Source organism: Glycomyces amatae, assembly GCF_020991375.1.
Classification (GTDB): domain Bacteria; phylum Actinomycetota; class Actinomycetes; order Mycobacteriales; family Micromonosporaceae; genus Glycomyces; species Glycomyces amatae.
The window spans coordinates 26,797-45,018 of record NZ_JAJLQZ010000020.1 but is presented as its reverse complement, the minus strand read 5'-3'; the positions used below and the strand labels follow the sequence as shown (position 1 = coordinate 45,018).

Here is an 18,222-nt window from a genome sequence, read left to right as displayed (position 1 = left end):
CCGCGACACACCCGACGCCGGGGGCGCCGGACCCACTGGACCCGCCGGTCCCCCGACCCTGCCGGGCCAGGGGCGCTCTGGAGCGCCGGCAACGCAGCGGGAGAGCATGACGGCCGGCCGCCGCCGCGCGGGGCCGGTTCAGATGGTGGCGGGCCCACGGGAGGGCGGGCCGGGCGACGGCCGTCAGGGGCCCGTGAACGCCTCTAGCGCCACAGGTCGTGGAGGGCGATCTCCAGTTCGCCGAGCATGTTGCGCAGCAGCGGCATCGACAGCCCGATCACCGTGCCCGGGTCGCCCTCGATGCGGTCGATGAACGCCGAACCGTAGCCGTCGAGCGTGAAGGACCCCGCCACGTGCAGCGGCTCGCCCGTCGCCACGTACGCGGCGATCTCCTCGTCCGAGACCTCCGCGAAGTGCACCACGGTCCCCGAGGCCCGCACGACCCGGCGGTCGGCGGCCGTGTCGATGAGGCAGTGCCCGGTGTAGAGCGTCCCCGAGTTCCCGCGCATCCGCTTCCACCGCGAGGTCGCCTCCTCGGGCCCCTCGGGCTTGCCGAGGATCTCGCGCCCGAAGTGCAGCACCGAGTCGCAGCCGAGCACCAGCGCGTCCGGCCCGACCAGGTCGAGCACCGCCTGCGCCTTCAGCTCGGCGAGCGTCGAGGCCAGTTCGGCCGGGTCCTCCCCCATCACCTGGCTCTCGTCCACGCCCGAGACGATCACCAGCGGCTCGATCCCGGCGGCCTTGAGCAGCTCCCGCCGCGCGGGCGACTGCGAGGCCAGGACGAACGGGCGGCTCAACGGTCCGTTCCCCGGCGGGCCGGGACGGCGGTCTCGCGCCAGGACCGGCGCACCCGCAGCCGCAGGCCCGGGTTCGACCAGGAGGCCCGGCGCGGCGGCGCCTCGGACTCCTCCTCGGCTCGCGGCAGGGCGGTGATCAGCCCGACCAGTGCCGCCAGCTCCTCGTCGCTGGGGTTGCCGCGGAGGACCTTGAGCTCCAGACTCATCGCGTTACTCCTCGCCTGTACGTCTTCAAGGGTGTCACTCGTCGATGTCGAACTCGCGGTGCACCCGCTCCCAGAAGCCGTCGCGGACCCAGATCCGCGCTTCGGGGTGGTCGCGTAGAGAGTAGCCGAGTTCCTTCTCGGCTTCCACCAGGAGCTCCTTGTCGATGACGGTCGGCAGCTGCGGCCCCGGCAGCAGGTCCGCGATGTTGTCCGCGCCCCTGGTCAGGAGCCACTTGTGGCCCACGTACTCGCCGATCTGGCGCACCGTCTCGGGGTCGAGCTTCTCGCCGGTCTGCGTGGTGCGCACGAACTTCGGCCGGGCCGACTCGGCCTGCGCCAGCGCCTCGGCGGCGTTCATGGTCACCGCCACGGACTGGCGCTGCCCGAAGACCGCGGCCGGGCTCGGCACGCGCACCTCGGGCTGCGCCATCGGCGCGCCGACCATCCCGAGGGTGGCCGCGGCGGCGGTGCCGCTCTTGGTGAAGTAGGCCCGCAGGTCCTCGGCCTCGATGGTCTGGACCGTGTCCGACTCCCACACGAGGCGCTCGGCCTGGTTGGTGCCGTAGGGCGGCTCGACGCCCCACAGGTGGACGCGCACGCCGTAGGCCTGGGCGACCTCGACGGCCGGGACCATGTCCTCGTCGCCGGCGAGGAGGATCGCCTCGTGGATGGCGCGGTGGCGGGCGAGCAGCTCCAGGTCGGAGCGGATCTGCGCGTCGACGCCCTTCTGCTGGCCGCGCGAGTTGAGGTTCCCGAGGCGGACCTTCACGTACTCCATGTTGGCGATGACGCGCTGGTCGACGGTGGGCACCCGGTCGCGGGCGGCGTCGAACCAGTACAGGCGCAGCAGCTCCCCGTCGGAGAGGGTGTGCGCGGCCCGCTCGATGAGCGACTTGATGAGCTTCTCGGCGTCGACGCGGTAGTCGCGCCTGGAGGTGGCGTCGAGCAGGAGCTCCGCCGCGGCCGCGTAGAGGTAGCCGACGTCGATCAATATGGCGTACCGCCGCGACGGCAGTCCGGGGAGCATTCCTCCGATTGGTGTCATGGCCCACTCCCAACATCCGGCGGGACGAATTGTCCCGCTTCCCCCAGCTGTATAAGACGGTACCTGGATCGGACTCTAGGGATGGGAGTGGTGCGCGCCGCCCCGCGCGGCAAAGCGGTTTCGCCCGGTAGTGCGAAGGGGGCGCGCGAGACGCTCGCCTGAACGGGTGAAGGGACGTGAGGAGGGCGCCGGAACCGCTCGCGACGGCGGCTCGCGAACGGCCGCCGCCGGCGGTCCCGGCGCCCTCCGGCGGGTCTCAGAGCGGGATGTTCCCGTGCTTCTTGGCGGGCAGCTCGTCGCGCTTCGAGGCGTTCATGCGCAGGCCGCGCACGAGCATCGCCCGCGTCTCGCGCGGCTGGATGACCGCGTCGATGTAGCCGAGCTCGGCGGCGACGTACGGGTTGTTCAGCTTCTCCTCGTACTCGGCCATGAGCTCGGCGCGCTTGGCCTGCTCGTCGTCGGCCTTGGCGAGTTCGCGCCGGTAGAGGATGTTGACCGCGCCCTGCGAGCCCATGACCGCGATCTCGGCGGTCGGCCAGGCCAGGTTGAGGTCGGCGCCGACGCCCTTGGAGCCCATGACGCAGTACGCGCCGCCGTAGTCCTTGCGGGTGACCACGGTGAGCTTGGGGACGGTGGCCTCGGCGTACGCGAAGATGAGCTTGGCGCCGCGGCGGATGATCCCGTCGTGCTCCTGCGAGGTGCCGGGCAGGAAGCCCGGGACGTCCACGAAGGAGATGATCGGGATGTTGAAGGCGTCGCAGAAGCGGATGAACCGCGCGGCCTTCTCCGAGGCGTCGATGTCGAGGCAGCCGGCGAAGTGCATGGGCTGGTTGGCGACCACGCCCACCGGGCGGCCGTCGAGGCGTCCGAAGCCGGTGATGATGTTCTTCGCGAACAGCGACTGGGTCTCCAGGAACTCGCCGTCGTCGAGCACCGATTCGAGGACCTTGTGCATGTCGTACGGCTGGTTCGCCGAGTCGGGCACGACCGTGTCGAGCTCGAGGTCGGTGGCGGTGATGTCGAGCTCGAAGTCCTTGGACTCGTAGGCCGGCGGCTCGTCGAGGTTGTTCGAGGGCAGGTACGAGAGCAGGTGCTTGACGTACTCGAGCGCGTCGTCCTCGTCCGAGGCGAGGTAGTGGGCGTTGCCGGCGACGGCGTTGTGGGTGCGGGCGCCGCCGAGCTCCTCCATGCCGACGTCCTCGCCGGTCACCGCGCGGACCACGTCGGGCCCGGTGATGAACATGTGCGAGGTCTGGTCGACCATGACGGTGAAGTCGGTGATCGCGGGCGAGTAGACCGCGCCGCCCGCGCACGGCCCCATGATGAGCGAGATCTGCGGGATGACGCCCGAGGCGCGCACGTTGCGGAAGAAGATGTCCGAGTAGCCGCCGAGGGAGGCGACGCCCTCCTGGATGCGGGCGCCGCCGGAGTCGGAGATGCCGATGATCGGGCGGCCGGTGCGCAGCGCCAGGTCCTGGATCTTGGTGATCTTCTCGCCCGAGACCTGCCCGAGCGAGCCGCCCAGGACGGTGAAGTCCTGCGCGAACACGCAGACCTCGCGGCCGTCGATGGTGCCGTAGCCGGTGACGACGCCGTCCCCGTAGGGCCGGTTCGCCTCCATGCCGAAGCTGGTGGAGCGGTGCCGCGTGAGTGCGTCGAGTTCGACGAACGACCCCTCGTCGAGGAGCTGCTCGAGGCGCTCGCGGGCGGTCCGCTTGCCCTTCTCGTGCTGCTTCTCGATCGCCCGGGGATTCCCCGTGGCCGCTTCGGAGAGGCGCTCGGCCAGGTCGGCGAGCCGCCCGGCGGTCGTGTGGAAGTCGATGTCGGTCACGACTCGGATCGTATCGGCCCGGCCGGTGGCTACGCTATGTGCGTGAGCACACCGACGAGAAAGCCACTGGACCGGCACGCCCTCTGGACGTCGTTGTCGGAGAAGTCCGACTTCTGGAACCAGGTCGACGTGGTGCCTGTCACAGGGTCGACGAACGCGGACCTGGCCGAGGCCGCGCGGCACGGCGCCCGCGAGGGCCGGGTCCTCATCGCCGAGGAGCAGTCGGCCGGGCGCGGGCGGCTCGACCGGCGGTGGGTGAGCCCCGCCGGGGCGGGCCTGACCATGTCGTTCCTGCTGCGGCCCGCCCTGCCGCGCGAGCAGTGGGGGACGCTGGGCCTCCTGACCGCCGTGGCCCTGGAGGAGGCGCTCAAGGCGGCCTGCGGGGTGAGCGCGAAGCTCAAGTGGCCCAACGACGTGCTGCTGGAGGGCCGGAAGGTCTGCGGCATCCTCGCCCAGGCCGAGGGGGGCGCGGTGGTCGTCGGGACGGGCCTCAACGTCTCGCTGACCGAGGAGGAGCTGCCGGTGCCGGGCGGGACCTCGCTCCTGCTCGCGGGGGCCGCCGAGCTCGACCGGGAGGCGATCGCGGTCGCGTTCCTGACGCACCTGGCGGCCGTGTACCGCAGTTGGAACGAGCGCGGCCCGGCCTCGGTGATCGAGCGCTGGCGCCGCAACTCCGCCACCCTGGGGAGCCATGTCGCGGTATCGTTCCCCAACGGCCGCAAGCTTTCCGGTCGGGCGGTGGGCATCGACTCGGAGGGGCGCCTCCAGATCGACCCGGGCGGGGGCGGCGCGGTGGCGACCGTCGCGGCGGGCGACGTGGTCCATCTGCGGCCGCAGGGCTGAACGCGGGGCGGCGCGGCCCGCGCGGCCCGCGGGCCTTACGAACCGGCCAGAGTTCTCACACCATCACGGCTTCCGAACGAGGGGCTCGCACTACCGAGGAGCAGCGCAGTGTCCGACCAGGCGCGCGAGAGCGGGGACCGCGGTCTCCGGCCGCCCCGGCAGCCGTCGGGGCCGACGGGCCTCGACGCCGAGGACGAGTCGCTCTACCGGCTCCTGCTGTCCAAAGCAGACGCTTCGGTGTCGCAGCTGGCGGCCGAGTCCGGGCGGTCGGCCGTGCACGTGCGCGACACCCTCATGCGCCTGGTCGAGGACGGCTTCGCCACGATGATCGCCGACTCGAGCTTCCGCGCGGTCGGGCCCGACACGGTCCTGGGCGGGCGCATCGCCTCCCAGCTCGGCGAGGTCCTCGACGAGTACGAGGCGCTGCGCGAGCTCATGGAGATCCACCGGACCGGCCCGGGGGCGAGCGGCACCGACCAGGGCAGCTGGGAGGTCGTGACGGGGGCGGTCGCGATCCGCTCGCGCCTGCGCCAGCTCAAGTACGCGGCCGAGCGCAGCGTGCGGACCTTCGTGCGCCCGCCGATGGTCCTGCCGGTGCCCGAGGCGGGGCTGCACCTGGAGCTCCAGGGCCGCAACGTGTCCCAGCGGCACCTGTTCGACCGGGCGCTGCTGGACATCGACCCGTACGCCGACTACCTGCGCTACGCCCTGGGCTCGGGCGACGAGGTGCGGTTCGCGAAGCGGCTGCCGCTCAAGCTGCTGGTCGTGGACGAGCGGACCGCCGTGATCGAGGCGCCGGGCGCGGGCCGCCCGAAGGCGATCGTCACCGGCAGCCGCCCGATCGTGGCGCTGGCGGGGGCGCTGTTCGAGCAGTTGTGGACGACGGGCATCCCCGCCACGACCGCCGGAGCCGAAGCCTTGTACGCGAAGGAGATCCACGAGGACGACGCGGTCCTGCTGGGCCTCTTGATCGCCGGGCTCACCGACCAGTCGATCGCGGCGAAGCTCGGCATCGGGCTGCGGACCGTGCAGCGGCGCGTGCGCGAGCTCATGGACCTGGCCGATGTGGACACCCGGATCCAGTTGGGCTGGCACGCGGCGAAGAACGGCTGGGTGCCTTGAGCCTCGGCGCGGCGGCGGCCCGCGACGGGCGGCGCGGACACCGGTAATCGTGGAACCGGAGGCGGAGCCGGGGTGTTGTACTGTGCTTTTGAACATTCGTATCGCCCCCGCCCGTTTCTCACTCCTGGAGGTCCGCAGTGGGATATCCCGACGACCAGCTCGCCCGCGACGAAGTGGTCAAGCTCCACACCCGCCCGCACTGGAAGGAGGGCGTCGGACCGGTCCTGTGGTTCGTCGTCTTCCTGGCCATCGCCGCCATCGCGATCACGTACACCACCAGGCTCGACTGGGACGGGAAGATCTGGCTGATCCTGGCCGAGGTCGTCGTCTTCCTCGCGCTGCTCATCTGGCTGTCGGTGATCCCGTGGATCCGCTGGCGCTCGACGCACTACGTGATCACCGACCAGCGCGTCATGTGGCGCGACGGCCTCATCACCCGCGAGAGCCGCCACATCCCGCTGGCCCGCGTCAACACCGTGTCGTACACGCAGAACGTCTGGGAGCGGATCTTCGGCTTCGGCGACATGAACATCGACTCGGCCTCCGACGACGGCGAGATCAACCTGGTCGACGTCCCGAAGGTCGACAAGACGAAGGCCCTGCTGTACCAGCTGGCCGAGGACGACCGGTCCCGCCGCGCGGGCGAGAGCCTCGACGGCGCCTGAGCGCCATGACGCGACAGGCCCGCACCGGTGTCGGTGCGGGCCTTCGGTGTGCTGCGGCTCAGGCGCTCTCGAGCGCTTCCGCGAGCGGGGGCGGATGGCGGAAGACCCAGGTGCGGTAGGCGAAGAAGCGGAAGATCGTGGCGAGGCCGACGCCGAAGAAGTTCGCCGCGAGGTTCACGGCCAGCTCGTTGTCGAAGTACTGGGGCCAGACCTGGGCGAGGCCCGCGTTGGCCCACAGGCAGCCGAGCGAGATGAGCAGGCCGATGCCGTTGAAGAAGAAGTAGAGGGCGTACTGGCGGTGGGCGGCGGCGCTGCCGCGGCGCTCGCGCCAGGTCCAGTGGCGGTTCCCGGCGAAGGCCACGGTGGTCGCCACGATCGTGGAGACGACCTTGGCCCACCAGTAGGACCAGTCGAGCCCCAGGTACATGAGGTTGAACAGGCCGAGGTCGATCACGTACGCGGTGCCGCCGACCCCGGCGAAGCGCATGAGCTCGGCGGCGTGCCGACGAAGCAGGTCGGTGGCGCGCGCGACCAGGCCCCGGGGACCGCTGCGGGTCGGGGGCGGCGCTTCGGTAGAGGTCGACATCAAGCGTCAGGATACCCGTCGGACGGCGGGAGCGGTACCGCCGAGAACGGGCGTCCGCGCCCGCCCGCCGGCGGGGCCGGCCTCGCCGGAGGGAACTGTCGCACCCGCCGGGCACCCTTGTGCGAGGGGCCCGGCCCGCGACGCACCCGACCCCGGGGGCCGGTCGAACACGGCGCTGTCGCACCCCCGCGCCAAAGTTGACACGGGGGTGTCGGGATTCCGACACACCCGACCCCGGGGGCGGATCCCGCCGCCGCGGCTCAGTCCAGTGGCGAGGCGACCGCGACCACGCCCACGATGAACGGGTCGTCGCCGCGTTCGAAGCGGATCACCGCGTCCTCCCCCGCCTGGGCCCGGTACACGTTCACGTCCACCCCGAACGCGTACCAGCGCGGGTTGTTCACCGCCCCGTGCGCGTACGCGGCCGCGGGCTCGCCGAGGCGCTGCCCGTCGGCGGTGAGGCGGTCCCCGCGGCGGTACGCCGACCCGCCCCACAGGGCCGCCGCTATCTCGACCTCGCCGCCGTCCTCGACCTGGATCTCGGTGTCGGCGGCCGGCGCGCCGTCGTACACGGCGACCTCCTCGGCCGCGGCGCCCGGCTCGGCGTAGACCACGGTGAGCGCCCAGCCCGCGAAGTGCCGGTCGAGGCAGTGCGCGTCGCCGCCGATCGGCCAGTGGTCGCACTCCGAGGTCGGCAGCCGGTGGTTGTCGGTGGCCACCCAGTACTCGCCGCCGCCCGACACCAGGGCGGTGACGTCGGCGAACGCCTGCGTCCCGGGGCTGGTGTCGCGCGTGGAGTCGGCCGTGAGGCTCGACCAGGAGCCGTCCGGCCCCGCGATCGACACCTCGGTCGGCAGGTCCTCGTGGGCCCCGGCCCAGTACAGGCCCGCCCAGCGCACCTCGGCGCCGCCGGGGACCTCCAGCACCGCGCCCGAGACGGCCTCGCCTTCGCGTCCGGCGGGCGCGTCGCCGGGCTTGTAGGCCTTCATCGGCCAGCGGTCGCCGCCGCCCAGGAGCGCCGCCTCGCGGCAGCCGGGGATCGAGCAGGTCATCCACGTGTTCCCAGCGGCGGTGACGCCGGTGGCGTCGAGACTGGCGTAGCCGACCACGCTCCCGGCCGGGGCGATCGGGACCTGGAGCGCGGTGGTGCCGCCGATGCCCGGGCCCGCGACGGTGACGTGGAAGGTCCGGTAGCCGCTGACGTCGTCGGCGATGCTGATGCGCACGCGGGCCTCGGCCGGGTCGGGCAGCGCGTCGATGGCGCAGTGGATCTGGGCGTCGGCCTCGGTGCAGGTCCAGCCCGGCGCGGCGGTCTCGGCGGCGAGGCCGATGCCCTCGGGCAGGGTGATGTCGAGCGTGACGCGGTCGGTGGCGGCGGCCTGGGCGCGGGGAGGCCCGCCGGTGCTCGAGGCCTCGCCCGTGCGCAGGGCCTCGCCGGAAGGCCCGTCGGTGCCCAAAGCCTCGGCCTGGCGGGTGGTCGGGGCGTAGCCGCCGCCCGCGGCGCCGGCGTCGGGCGCTTCGAGGCGGATCGGCAGGACCGCTTCGCCGCCGGCGACGAGGCCGGTGGTGCCGAGGCCGTGCGCGATCCCGTAGGCGGCGGGCTCGGCCGGGGACGGGTCCGGCTCGGCCGGGTCGGGCCCGGGTTCGGCGGGGTCGTCGGGCTCGGCCGGGTCCTCGGGTTCGGGCTGCGGGCCGGGCGGGTTGGCGGGGTCGGCCGGGTCCTCGGGCGCGGGCTCCTCGTCCTCCGCGGGCTGGACGAGCTCCTGCTCGGGGGCGGCCTGCGGGGGCGCCTCCTCGTCGCCGGAGAGCGCCACGACCGCGACGACGGCGGCCACCGCGACCGCCGTGCCGGACGCGACCGCGCCCTTGGTGCCGAGCTGCTGGGCGATCCGGCGGATCCAGTTCAGGGCCGCCTTGAAGGGCGCGAGGAGGAACGCGAGCGCGCCGCCGACCGCGAGCCCGGCCGCCGAGGCGGTCCCGGCCGCGAGGTACGGCACCGCCGCGCCGCCGAGGAGGACCCCGGCGACGACGCCGCGCAGTCCCGAGTTGAGCTCGGTCAGCTCGGCGGACAGCAGGTTGCAGGTGACGCACGCGTCGAGGTGCTCGTCGACCTTCGCCGCGTCGCGGTCGCCGAGTTTGCCGCGCACGCGCGCGCCGAGCCGGTCGACGGTCCAGCGGCACTCCTCGCGCGGGGCGTCGGCGGCGTGCTCGGTCAGGTAGTTCTGGCGCAGCTTCTCGCGGGCGCGGTAGGCGAGCGCGGCGACCCCGTTGGGGGTCATGCCGAGCATGGTGGCGATCTTGGCCGGGGAGTCCTCCTCGACCTCGGTGTGCCACAGGACCATCCGCCAGCGCTCGGGGAGCTTGCCGAAGGCGAGGGCGGCGTAGCGGCGCTCCTGGCCCTCGACGGCGGGGTCGACGAAGCGCTCGCCGGTGTCGTGCGGGGAGAGGTCGTCGGTGAACTCGACGCGCTTGTCGCGCCGGACCCGGTCGTAGAAGGTGTTGCGGAGGGTCCGGAGCATGTAGGGGCGGAAGGCGAGGTCGGGGCCGCCGCCGTCGCGGAGGGTGTGGAGGAGCCGGGCGAAGGTCTCGGAGACGAGGTCGTCGGCGCCGGCGGGGTCGCGCGAGAGGACGCGGGCGAGGCGGCGGGCGGCGTGGACGTGGCGCTCGTAGAGGACGGCGTAGGCGGTGGTGTCGCCGTCGCGGGTGGCGGCGATGAGCTCGGGGTCGGAGCGGCCTTCGGGGGCCTCGTCGGCGTCGGGGCCTGCGCGGCGCGGATCGCCGGCGGGGACGGTCTCGGGCATCGTTCGCCGGGGCTCCTTCCTGGTTGCGCCGAGCTCGTACCATCGGGGGGCTCGGATCGTGCTCGCGTGCGAGGTGGTTCGGGTGAGGAGTTTTCGATGTCTCCCTTGGGGTAACGATCGAGTGCACCTCAGGTTGCGCCCGGCGCGCGGTTCGGATTCGGGCCTCCGTGCGAACTGGACATTGCAGTGAGTTTAGGGCAAAAAGCTGCCATAACCGGGAATTGTGATGTGATTGTGACCAGGTGTGATGGTATCGGGACTTTGCGTTCAGGTTCCAGTCAAGTGTCGGAAATGCGGCACACGATTGCGTACCTTGGGAGCACGCGCGTGAAGCCCCGAACGACGCAGAGGAGGTGAGCGATGCCCGCATCGGTCCTATTGGCACTGCTGGCCGCTACGGCCCTGCTGGCCCTGACCCCGGCGCTGGTGCGCCGCTACGACTCGGACGAGCGGATGATCGCCGACCGGTCCTCCTCCGACGCCCGCGTGCTCGACCGCGAGAAGGGCCGGCCCTCGCGCCCCGCCTCGCACCCCGTCGCGAAACTGGACGAGACGGACAATTCCCTCGACGAGTTGATGGAGGCGCAAGACGTTCCGGCCCAGGGGAAGTCACGCGGGTGGGAGCGGCGCGGCACGCGTCGCGGCGACTCGGTACGGTTGGAGACCGACCAGTCGTTGACCGGCGAGGATCCCGAGATGCACGAGCAGGCCAGGCTCCGGCAGAGGCGCGCCGAATGGTGGCGGCGGCGCCACCGCCGCATCCTCTACGTGCTCATCGCGCTCACCGTGCTCGAGCTCGCGGGCGTCGCGATCGGCGGTCCGGGATTCTGGATCGGCGCCGGGGTGTCGACGCTGGCGCTCGGCGGCTACGTGTACTTCCTGCGCGAGCGGGCCAAGCAGACGCGCCGCCGACCCCGCCGCCCGAAGGCGATGCTCACGGCCGAGCCCGAGCACGAGGAGGTCGGCCCGCCCACCTACGTCCCGGAGCAGCCCGACGGCGACGACGCCGACGAGGAGGACGAGCCCCGCGAGTCGTACCTGTTCGAGAACGGGACCCTCCGCGACGAGTCCGCGCCGCCGCCCCGGCCCGACCCGAGGCGCCCGGACGGGCCCGCGGGCGTGCGCGGGCGCTCCTACGAGGCCCCCGCGAAGCTCGAACGCTGAACGCGGCGCCGATGAGGCAGCGCACATCGGCGCTGCGGCTAGACTTGCCCGGTTATGCCTGACGAGGAACCGCAGCACCGCCACATCCTGACGTTCAACTTCCGCCAGGGGCGCAACAAGCCCCGCCACGACGAGGCCTTCGCGTCGCTGTGGCCGCGCTACGGCGTCGAGTGGGGGCCCGAGGACGGCCGGATCGAGTTCGCGAAGCTCTTCGGCCGCACTGCGCCGGTGATCCTGGAGATCGGCTCGGGCAACGGCGAGGCGGCCGCCGCGATGTGCGACGCCGACCGCGGCCGCGACCTCCTCGCCGTCGAGGTCTACCCGCAGGGCGTGGCCGACCTCATGGCCCGCGCCGAGGAGCGCGGCCTCGACAACCTGCGGATCTACCAGGGCGACGCGCTGCCGCTGCTGTGGCGCGGGATCGCGCCGGGGTCGCTGGACGAGATCCGGGTGTACTTCCCCGACCCGTGGCCCAAGAAGCGCCACCACAAGCGGCGCATCGTCCAGGCCGAGCACGCGGCGACGATGGCCGGGCTGCTGCGCCCGGGCGGGGTCCTCCACTGCGCCACCGACATCGCCGACTACGCCGAGCAGATGCTCGAGGTCCTCACCGCGGACGAGGCGTACGAGAACACCGCGGAGGGCTTCGCACCGCGCCCGGATCACCGCCCGGTCACCAAGTTCGAGCGCCGCGGCGTCAAGGCGGGCCGGGACATCTTCGACGTGGTCTTCCGCAGGCGCTGAAAGGCGAATGCCGCGCAGCACCCCATAAGGCCAGGGCTGCGCGGCGAACTCAACGTCGCGACGAAGACGAAGCGGCGGGGCGCTCACACGTCAGGTCGAGCGTTCGCGCCCGAACCACTCCATGCGCTGGCCGGTCACGGCAGCGATGCAGTCGAAGTCCCGGTCGCGGTGCAGCAATGTCAGATCATGGAACTCTGCGGTCGCCGCGACCAGCAGGTCGACTGGACCTGCGCTGCGATGATGGCCGTTGCGCGTCAATGCGGACTGGACTTCGACCGCCCTGCGGAACATCCGTTCGTCAACATGGACCCAGCAGAACAGAGCGGTCATGTCCTGCTCGTCCTGCTGGCGATCCTTCCAGGAGCGTGAGCTGAAGAAGTATTCCAACTCGATGATGGGGCACACGGCGATCAGTCCCGCTGCCGCGGCCCGGTCCCACCCCTGCTCAGACTCCTCTCCGCGCATCAGCCGAGCAAGAGCGCTGGTGTCGATGAGGTAGTTGGCGGGGGTCACGGGCGGTAGTTCCTCTTGTCCTCGAAGAGGGAGAGATCGACCGACCCATCGGCGGCCGAAGCTCGGAGCCGCGCCAGAGCGAGCGCGCGCCGCCGGGTCTCCAGCACCTCTTTGAGCGCGGTGTTGACGGTCTCCTTCTTCGTCTTGGTCCCGAGGGCGTGGCTCACTTCGGCGAGCAGGTCGTCATCGAGGTCGATCACAGTGCGGGTCATGACTGCACCTCCTTTGATATCCACCATGTCGCGAACGTATATCTCTAAGAGTACAACCCGGCGGGGGGCACGCCGGGTTGAACAATTTTTCTCGGATCAGGCGGCGGTGAGGCGCTCGTGCCAGGACTCGGCCGAGGCGTCGGTGAGGGAGGCGACCTGGTCGACGGCGCAGCGCAGCCTGGCGGCGTCGTCGCCCGCCCGGTGCCAGATCTCGGCGAACATCGGCTCCATCGCGTCCGGGCCCCGGTCGCACAGCAGCGCGACCAGCTCCTGGAGGATCTCCCGCTGCCGGGTGTACCAGGCCGCGTCGGTCCGGGGGCGCATCACGTACCGCCACGCGATGCCCTTGAGCAGCGCGCACTGGACGCGTTCGCGCTCGGGCACCTCGAGGTCGGCGTCGTAGCGGCGCAGCGGGCCCTCGCCGAACCGGTCCCTGGTGGCACTGGCGGCGGCGTTCACGAAGCGGCCCACCATGTTCGAGGTGAAATCCTTGAGGGCGACCATCGCGCCGAAGGAGCCGTCGTAGTCGTGGAGGGACTCCATGACGGGGTCGCGCAGGAGCTCGCGCAGGGCCTCGGCGAGCGAGGCGGTGGACTCCTCGGCGTAGCGGCCGGCGACGTCCTCGCAGACGGCGGCCTGCTCCTCGGCGTCGTCCATGAGCTTGGCGAGGTTGATGTAGCCGCCGTGGAGGCCGTCCTCGACGTCGTGCACCGAGTAGGCGACGTCGTCGGACCAGTCCATGACCTGCGCCTCGAGGGACTTCGCGCCGCGGGGCGCGCCGCCGCGGACCCACTCGAAGACCGGCAGGTCGTCCTCGTAGACGCCGAACTTCCGCACGCCCGGCTCGGCCCGCCACGGGTACTTGCAGGTCGCGTCGAGCGATGCGCGGGTGAGGTTGAGGCCCGCCGAGCGGCCCTCGAAGTCGACGACCTTCGCCTCGAGGCGGGTGAGGACGCGGAGGGTCTGGGCGTTGCCCTCGAAGCCGCCGCAGGCCCCGGCGACCTCGTGGAGGGCGTCCTCGCCGTTGTGCCCGAAGGGCGGGTGGCCGAGGTCGTGGGCGAGGCCGGCGACGTCGACCACGTCGGGGTCGCAGCCGAGGGCCGAGCCCATCTCGCGGGAGATCTGGGCGACCTCGAGCGAGTGGGTGAGCCGGGTGCGCAGGAAGTCGTCGGTCCCGGCGGTGTGGACCTGGGTCTTGTCGGCGAGGCGGCGGAAGGCCGCCGAGTGGAGGATGCGGGCGCGGTCGCGCTGGAACGGGGTGCGGACCGAACCGGGTTCGGCCACGAGTCGCGCCGCTGAAGGCCAGCGCTTGGCCAGCGGGTGGGCAACGGGATCGGTCACGCCATCGAGCCTAGCGCGACCGATCCCGCCGTTCAGGTGCTAATCCTCGAGGTAGAGCCGCAGGACGCCGATGCCGTCGCCGTCCTGGCTGCCGTGCGCCCACGCGAAGGCCGAGAGCGGCTCGGCGCCTTCGAAGTCCTCCGGGTAGGTCTCGGCGGCGGCCGCGAGGTCGACCCAGACCGCCGCGGCGGTCTCGGCGGGCGCGGCCTCGGCGAAGTCGCTGAAGCGCGCGTCGTCGGCGAGGGCCCCCGAGGCGGTGCCGGGGCCGGTGTAGGACAGCTCGGAGCCGTCCGCCTCGACGCCCTCGGGCAGGGACTCGCCCGCGAGCTCGGCGAGGAGGTCGGCGAGCTCCTGCGCGCGGTCCTCGGCGAGGTGCGCGGCGAAGTGCAGCGAGTCCTCGCTGACGTCCGCGTCGGCGTCGAAGTCGCCGGAGGCGCTGAGGCTGGAGCCGGCCATGAGGTCGGTGAAGCGGCCGACGGTCTCCTCGATCTCGGCGAAGTCGGGGCCGTAGGAGTGGTCGTCGTACTCGTAGGGGTCGTCCTCGGTGCCGTGCATCCAGTAGCGCTCGTCGAGCTCGAGGTAGCGGGTCTCCTCGTCGGCGGTGAGGGTGTCCGCGTAGTAGCCCGTCTGGAGGTCCAGGTACTCGGTGTACTCGGCGTCGGTGAGCGGTTCGCCGGCCGGCCCGGCGGGCTCGGCGGTCGCCTCGTCGCCGTAGAGGCCCTCGGCGGCGTCGAGCCACTCGCCGGTGAGCTCCTCGATGTTCTCGGGGACGTAGGCGGCGGCCGCGAAGTCGCCGGCGGGCAGGTCGCCCATCGTCGCCATGAGGTCCTGGGAGCCGCCCCACGCCTCGCCATCGCCGAAGAGGCGGTAGGTGAGCTCGAAGCCCTCGTCGAAGGCGGCGAGCCCGGCGATCAGCTGCCCCGAGTAGAGCTCGCGGAGCGCCTCGGCGTCCTCCTCGCCCATCATCTCGGCGAGGTCCGCGAGGGCGTCCACGTCGACCCAGTAGACGACGAGCTGGTCGCCCTCGAGCCAGGAGCGGGCCTCCTCGTAGGAGCCGGAGGCCGAGAGCGGCTCGTCGCCGGCCTCGCTCTGCGCGGCGGCGAGCGCGTCGGCCGCGCCGGTCTCGCCCGCGACGACGAGCACGTGGTCGTCCTCGACGGTGTAGGCCAGCTGGTCCTCCTCGGCGCCGGCGGAGGCGCGGAGGTTCGCCATGCCGTCCTCGGCGGCGCCCGCGTCGGTGCTGGCGAGGCTGACGACCGCGTACGGGCTCCCCTCGTACTCCCACATGGCCATGCCGTGGCGGTTGCCGAGCCAGGAGGTGAGGTCCTTCTCGGCGTCGACGCCCTCGAGGCCGGCCTCCTCGAGGAGGTCGGCGATCATGTCGTCGGTGGAGCCGTAGTCGAGGTCCTCGAACTTGCCGAGGTGCTCGAGGAGCTTGGGGGTCTGGTCGAGGGAGGGGTCGAGGTTGACCTCCATGTACATCGACGCGGAGGACGGGAAGCTCTCGGCCGGGTCGGGGCCCTTGCCGAGCACGAAGTTGAACAGCACCACGACCGCGGCGGCGGCCAGGAGCACCACCGACAGGATCGAGGCGAGCGCGATCTTGGCGCCGCGGCCGCGGTTCGAAGGCGGGGGCGGCGGGACGGGGACGTACCCGCCCGGGGGCACGTAGGGCGGCTGGCCGGGGCCCTGGGGCGCGCCCGGCTCCACGTACGGGTTCGGCTGCGGCGGCCCGTACTGGGGCTGCTGCGGGGGCGGGCCGTACTGGGGCTGCTGCTGGTACGGCGGGGGCCCTCCGGGCTGGCCCGGGTACTGCTGGGGGTTGGCATCGCTCGACATCATTCGACGGTACGGCCGCGGCGCGGCGGCCGTATCCCGGGAACGTGCCAATCGGGCCGCTCAGCGGCCCGGAGGGGCCTGGCGGGCGGGCGCGGTCGCGGGCCGGGGCTTCACGGCGTCGCGGGCGGGCGCCTCAGAACTCGAAGACCTGGCCGGGGCGGACGACCTCGACCGGCCCGGTGTAGGCGGCCCGGGCCTCGGCGAGGGTGCGCTCGCGCGAGTTCCACGGCTCGACCAGGTGGGTCAGGAGCAGGCGGGCGGCCCCGGACTTGGTGGCGTACTCCCCCGCCTCCTTCCCGGTGAGGTGCACGTCCTTCGGGTTGTCGCGGCCCTCCAGGTAGGAGGCCTCGGCGAGGAGGACGTCGCTGTGGGCGCCGAGCGCCTCGAGGGCCTGGCAGGGCCCGGAGTCGGAGGTGTAGGCCAGGGAGGACCCGGCGTGCTCGACGCGGACGCCGTAGGTCTCCACCGGGTGGGCGACGCGGTCGACGGTGACGGTGAGCGGGCCCAGGTCGAAGGCGCCGGGCCGCAGCTCGCGGAAGTCGTAGACGTCGCGCAGGGACGGCGGGCACAGCTCGCCGTGGCCGCCGTAGGCGGTGACGATGCGGTCCGCGACCCCGGCGGGCCCGTACATCGGCAGCGGGTGCGAGGCCGACTCGGGCGCGTAGTAGCGGCGCATGACGGCGTAGGCGCACGCGTCGAAGAAGTGGTCGGCGTGCAGGTGCGTGACGATCACGGCGTCGATCAGGTGCGGGTCGAGGTGCTTCTGGAGCTCACCGAGCGAACCGGTGCCGAAGTCGAGCAGCAGCCGGTAGCCCCCGGCCTCGACGAGGTAGGCCGAGCAGGGCGTGTCGGGGGCGGGGAACGAGCCTGCACAACCGATGACCGTGAGTTTCATGGCAGATCACACCTTGTCCAGTACGGCCGCCGCCGCGCTCGGGAAGAGGTTTCCCAGGAACCGGCGGGCGGTCCTGGTGAAGGCCTCCGGATCGCCGGTCGCGAGGAACCGGTGCTCGGCGGGCCCGGTGCGGGCGGCCAGGAGGTCGCGGTCGGCGAGCACGCGGTACAGTTCACGCGCGCATTCGCTCCCCGAGTTCACCAGGGTCACGTCCTCCCCCATCACCAATCCTATGAGTCCGGTCAGCAGCGGATAGTGGGTGCAGCCCAACACGACTGTGTCGACGTCGGACTGCTGTAGCGGCTCAAGGTACCCCTGGGCGAGGCCTAGGAGCTGTCGGCCGGTTGTCACACCGCGTTCCACGAAATCCACGAACGCCGGGCAGGCGACGGCCGTCACCGCGACGTCCGGGACGGCGTTGAACGCGTCCAGGTAGGCGCCCGAGGAGATCGTGGAGACCGTCCCGATGACCCCGACCCGGCCGGTGCGCGTCGTCCTGACGGCGCGGCGGACGGCGGGCCGGATGACCTCCACGACGGGAATGTCGTAGCGGTCGCGGATGTCGGCCAGGCTCGCCGCCGAGGCCGAGTTGCAGGCGATCACGAGCGCTTTGACCTCCTGTTCGACCAGGTGGTCGCAGACGTCCAGCGACAGCTTGCGGACCTCGGCGATGGACCTGGGACCGTACGGGACGTGGGCGGTGTCGCCGACGTAGACGAGTCGCTCGGCGGGCAGCAGTTCGCTGATCGACCTGGCGACCGTCAGGCCTCCGACACCGGAGTCGAAGATCCCGATGGGCGCGTCGTTCATGGGCTACGAGAGTACGTCCAAACGGGCCTCGCGCGCCTCCGCTCGCCACGGGAATGTCGCCAAAATGACAGCGTGGCGATCACCACAGAATCGGTGATCGCTTGCGTTTTCGTCGGACCTGGGCTAGAGACTTGGGCCGCGTACTCCTTGTCTTCCCACCCAGGGTGGGGGTCTGCGCCCGCGCCGCGCGCGGGCCGTTCGCGGCGCCGCGCGCCGACGCCTCCGGCCGCTCAGGCCAGGCGGAGCATCACGAACGCGGCGAGGAGCGTGATCGTGGAGGCGGCCATGAACATCCACGGCACCCCGCGGAAGCGCACGGTCGCGAAGGCCATCATCGCGAGCATCATGCCCGCCACGCCGCAGGAGATGAACGCGGGCGTGAACCAGTCGGGCCCGTCGCCGAAGATCTGGAAGAGGCCCACGATCGCGGAGGCGACCCCGGCGAGCACGAGGGCCAGCGCCCAGGCGGCGACCCCGGCGAGGCGGCGCAGGCGCACGGCGGGCGCTTCGGGCCGGGAGGGGTCGACGGGGGGCGCGGGCGCGGCGGTGGCGCGGACGGCGGCGAGCGGCCCGGTCTCCGTCTGCGGGGCGTCGCTCTGGCGGGGCAGGTCGGCGCCCTGGTCGGTCGCGGCATCGGCCGAACCGCCGCCGGCGGGCCTGCGGATCGCGAACGTGCTCAGCTTCCCGGGACTCATGCGGCCAGGCTAGCAAGCCACTGAGGACGCCTCAGGGCCGCACCGGAAGCGTCCGACACCGCCCGCGACCGGCTCGTCACACCCCTCGGGCGCCCTAGAGCACGGGGGCGCCC

The 18,222-nt window shown here is 72.4% G+C and carries 18 protein-coding genes; 5 read left to right on the top strand and 13 right to left on the bottom strand.

Annotated features, from left to right (window positions below; translation table 11 throughout):
* Window positions 1-203 precede the first annotated feature (203 nt).
* The 4 genes from LO763_RS23175 to LO763_RS23160 all read right to left on the bottom strand — a co-directional run bounded on the left by LO763_RS23175 (window position 204) and on the right by LO763_RS23160 (window position 3,879).
* The gene (locus LO763_RS23175) at window positions 204-797 is read right to left on the bottom strand and encodes a Maf family protein (protein ID WP_230789521.1); all 594 of its coding nucleotides are present in this window, start codon (window positions 795-797) and stop codon (window positions 204-206) included.
* A complete protein-coding gene (locus LO763_RS23170) occupies window positions 794-1,003 on the bottom strand; it encodes an acyl-CoA carboxylase subunit epsilon (protein ID WP_230789519.1) in 210 nt (69 codons plus the stop codon). Before LO763_RS23170 ends, LO763_RS23175 begins: the two co-directional genes overlap by 4 nt.
* A gap of 34 nt (window positions 1,004-1,037) precedes the next feature.
* On the bottom strand, window positions 1,038-2,048 hold the full coding sequence (locus LO763_RS23165) for an NYN domain-containing protein (protein WP_230789517.1): 1,011 nt from the start codon (window positions 2,046-2,048) through the stop codon (window positions 1,038-1,040).
* Window positions 2,049-2,304: 256 nt separating this feature from the next.
* Window positions 2,305-3,879, bottom strand: a complete 1,575-nt coding sequence (locus LO763_RS23160) for an acyl-CoA carboxylase subunit beta (protein WP_230789514.1) — start codon at window positions 3,877-3,879, stop codon at window positions 2,305-2,307.
* A 42-nt stretch (window positions 3,880-3,921) separates the two neighbouring features.
* On the opposite strand from LO763_RS23160, the gene LO763_RS23155 reads away from it, so the two are divergent.
* From LO763_RS23155 to LO763_RS30105, 3 genes are all read left to right on the top strand, one after another.
* The gene (locus LO763_RS23155) at window positions 3,922-4,722 is read left to right on the top strand and encodes a biotin--[acetyl-CoA-carboxylase] ligase (RefSeq protein WP_230789511.1); all 801 of its coding nucleotides are present in this window, start codon (window positions 3,922-3,924) and stop codon (window positions 4,720-4,722) included.
* 108 nt (window positions 4,723-4,830) lie between these two features.
* The gene (locus tag LO763_RS23150; protein ID WP_230789508.1) at window positions 4,831-5,844 is read left to right on the top strand and encodes a helix-turn-helix domain-containing protein; all 1,014 of its coding nucleotides are present in this window, start codon (window positions 4,831-4,833) and stop codon (window positions 5,842-5,844) included.
* Window positions 5,845-5,981: 137 nt separating this feature from the next.
* The gene (locus tag LO763_RS30105) at window positions 5,982-6,509 is read left to right on the top strand and encodes a PH domain-containing protein (protein ID WP_230789504.1); all 528 of its coding nucleotides are present in this window, start codon (window positions 5,982-5,984) and stop codon (window positions 6,507-6,509) included.
* Window positions 6,510-6,567: 58 nt separating this feature from the next.
* On the opposite strand, the gene LO763_RS23140 is transcribed toward LO763_RS30105, so the two are convergent.
* Both LO763_RS23140 and LO763_RS23135 read right to left on the bottom strand, forming a co-directional pair.
* Window positions 6,568-7,095 carry a GtrA family protein gene (locus LO763_RS23140; RefSeq protein ID WP_230789501.1) on the bottom strand — a complete coding sequence of 176 codons (528 nt, stop codon included), beginning with the start codon at window positions 7,093-7,095 and terminating at the stop codon, window positions 6,568-6,570.
* A 260-nt stretch (window positions 7,096-7,355) separates the two neighbouring features.
* Window positions 7,356-9,896 (bottom strand): sigma-70 family RNA polymerase sigma factor, encoded by a 2,541-nt coding sequence (locus LO763_RS23135; protein ID WP_230789499.1) that lies wholly within the window; start codon window positions 9,894-9,896, stop codon window positions 7,356-7,358.
* Window positions 9,897-10,256: 360 nt separating this feature from the next.
* On the opposite strand from LO763_RS23135, the gene LO763_RS23130 reads away from it, so the two are divergent.
* Together LO763_RS23130 and trmB are read left to right on the top strand one after the other, a co-directional pair.
* Complete coding sequence (locus tag LO763_RS23130) at window positions 10,257-11,060, top strand: hypothetical protein (RefSeq protein ID WP_230789496.1); 804 nt, start codon at window positions 10,257-10,259, stop codon at window positions 11,058-11,060.
* Between the two features lie 54 nt (window positions 11,061-11,114).
* On the top strand, window positions 11,115-11,804 hold the full coding sequence (trmB, locus tag LO763_RS23125) for a tRNA (guanosine(46)-N7)-methyltransferase TrmB (protein ID WP_230789493.1): 690 nt from the start codon (window positions 11,115-11,117) through the stop codon (window positions 11,802-11,804).
* Between the two features lie 90 nt (window positions 11,805-11,894).
* On the opposite strand, the gene LO763_RS23120 is transcribed toward trmB, so the two are convergent.
* The 7 genes from LO763_RS23120 to LO763_RS23090 all read right to left on the bottom strand — a co-directional run bounded on the left by LO763_RS23120 (window position 11,895) and on the right by LO763_RS23090 (window position 18,109).
* Window positions 11,895-12,317 carry a PIN domain nuclease gene (locus LO763_RS23120; protein ID WP_230789490.1) on the bottom strand — a complete coding sequence of 141 codons (423 nt, stop codon included), beginning with the start codon at window positions 12,315-12,317 and terminating at the stop codon, window positions 11,895-11,897.
* Window positions 12,314-12,529, bottom strand: a complete 216-nt coding sequence (locus LO763_RS23115) for a type II toxin-antitoxin system VapB family antitoxin (protein ID WP_230789488.1) — start codon at window positions 12,527-12,529, stop codon at window positions 12,314-12,316. The genes LO763_RS23120 and LO763_RS23115 overlap by 4 nt, the downstream gene beginning before the upstream one ends.
* Before the next feature lie 96 nt (window positions 12,530-12,625).
* A complete protein-coding gene (locus LO763_RS23110; RefSeq protein WP_230789486.1) occupies window positions 12,626-13,870 on the bottom strand; it encodes a deoxyguanosinetriphosphate triphosphohydrolase in 1,245 nt (414 codons plus the stop codon).
* Between the two features lie 39 nt (window positions 13,871-13,909).
* Window positions 13,910-15,709, bottom strand: coding sequence for a hypothetical protein (locus LO763_RS23105; RefSeq protein WP_230789484.1), 1,800 nt, complete (start codon window positions 15,707-15,709; stop codon window positions 13,910-13,912).
* 133 nt (window positions 15,710-15,842) lie between these two features.
* Window positions 15,843-16,604, bottom strand: coding sequence for an MBL fold metallo-hydrolase (locus tag LO763_RS23100; protein ID WP_230789481.1), 762 nt, complete (start codon window positions 16,602-16,604; stop codon window positions 15,843-15,845).
* Between the two features lie 6 nt (window positions 16,605-16,610).
* Complete coding sequence (gene murI / locus LO763_RS23095; RefSeq protein WP_230789479.1) at window positions 16,611-17,414, bottom strand: glutamate racemase; 804 nt, start codon at window positions 17,412-17,414, stop codon at window positions 16,611-16,613.
* Window positions 17,415-17,644: 230 nt separating this feature from the next.
* A complete protein-coding gene (locus tag LO763_RS23090) occupies window positions 17,645-18,109 on the bottom strand; it encodes a hypothetical protein (protein WP_230789477.1) in 465 nt (154 codons plus the stop codon).
* Window positions 18,110-18,222 lie beyond the last annotated feature (113 nt).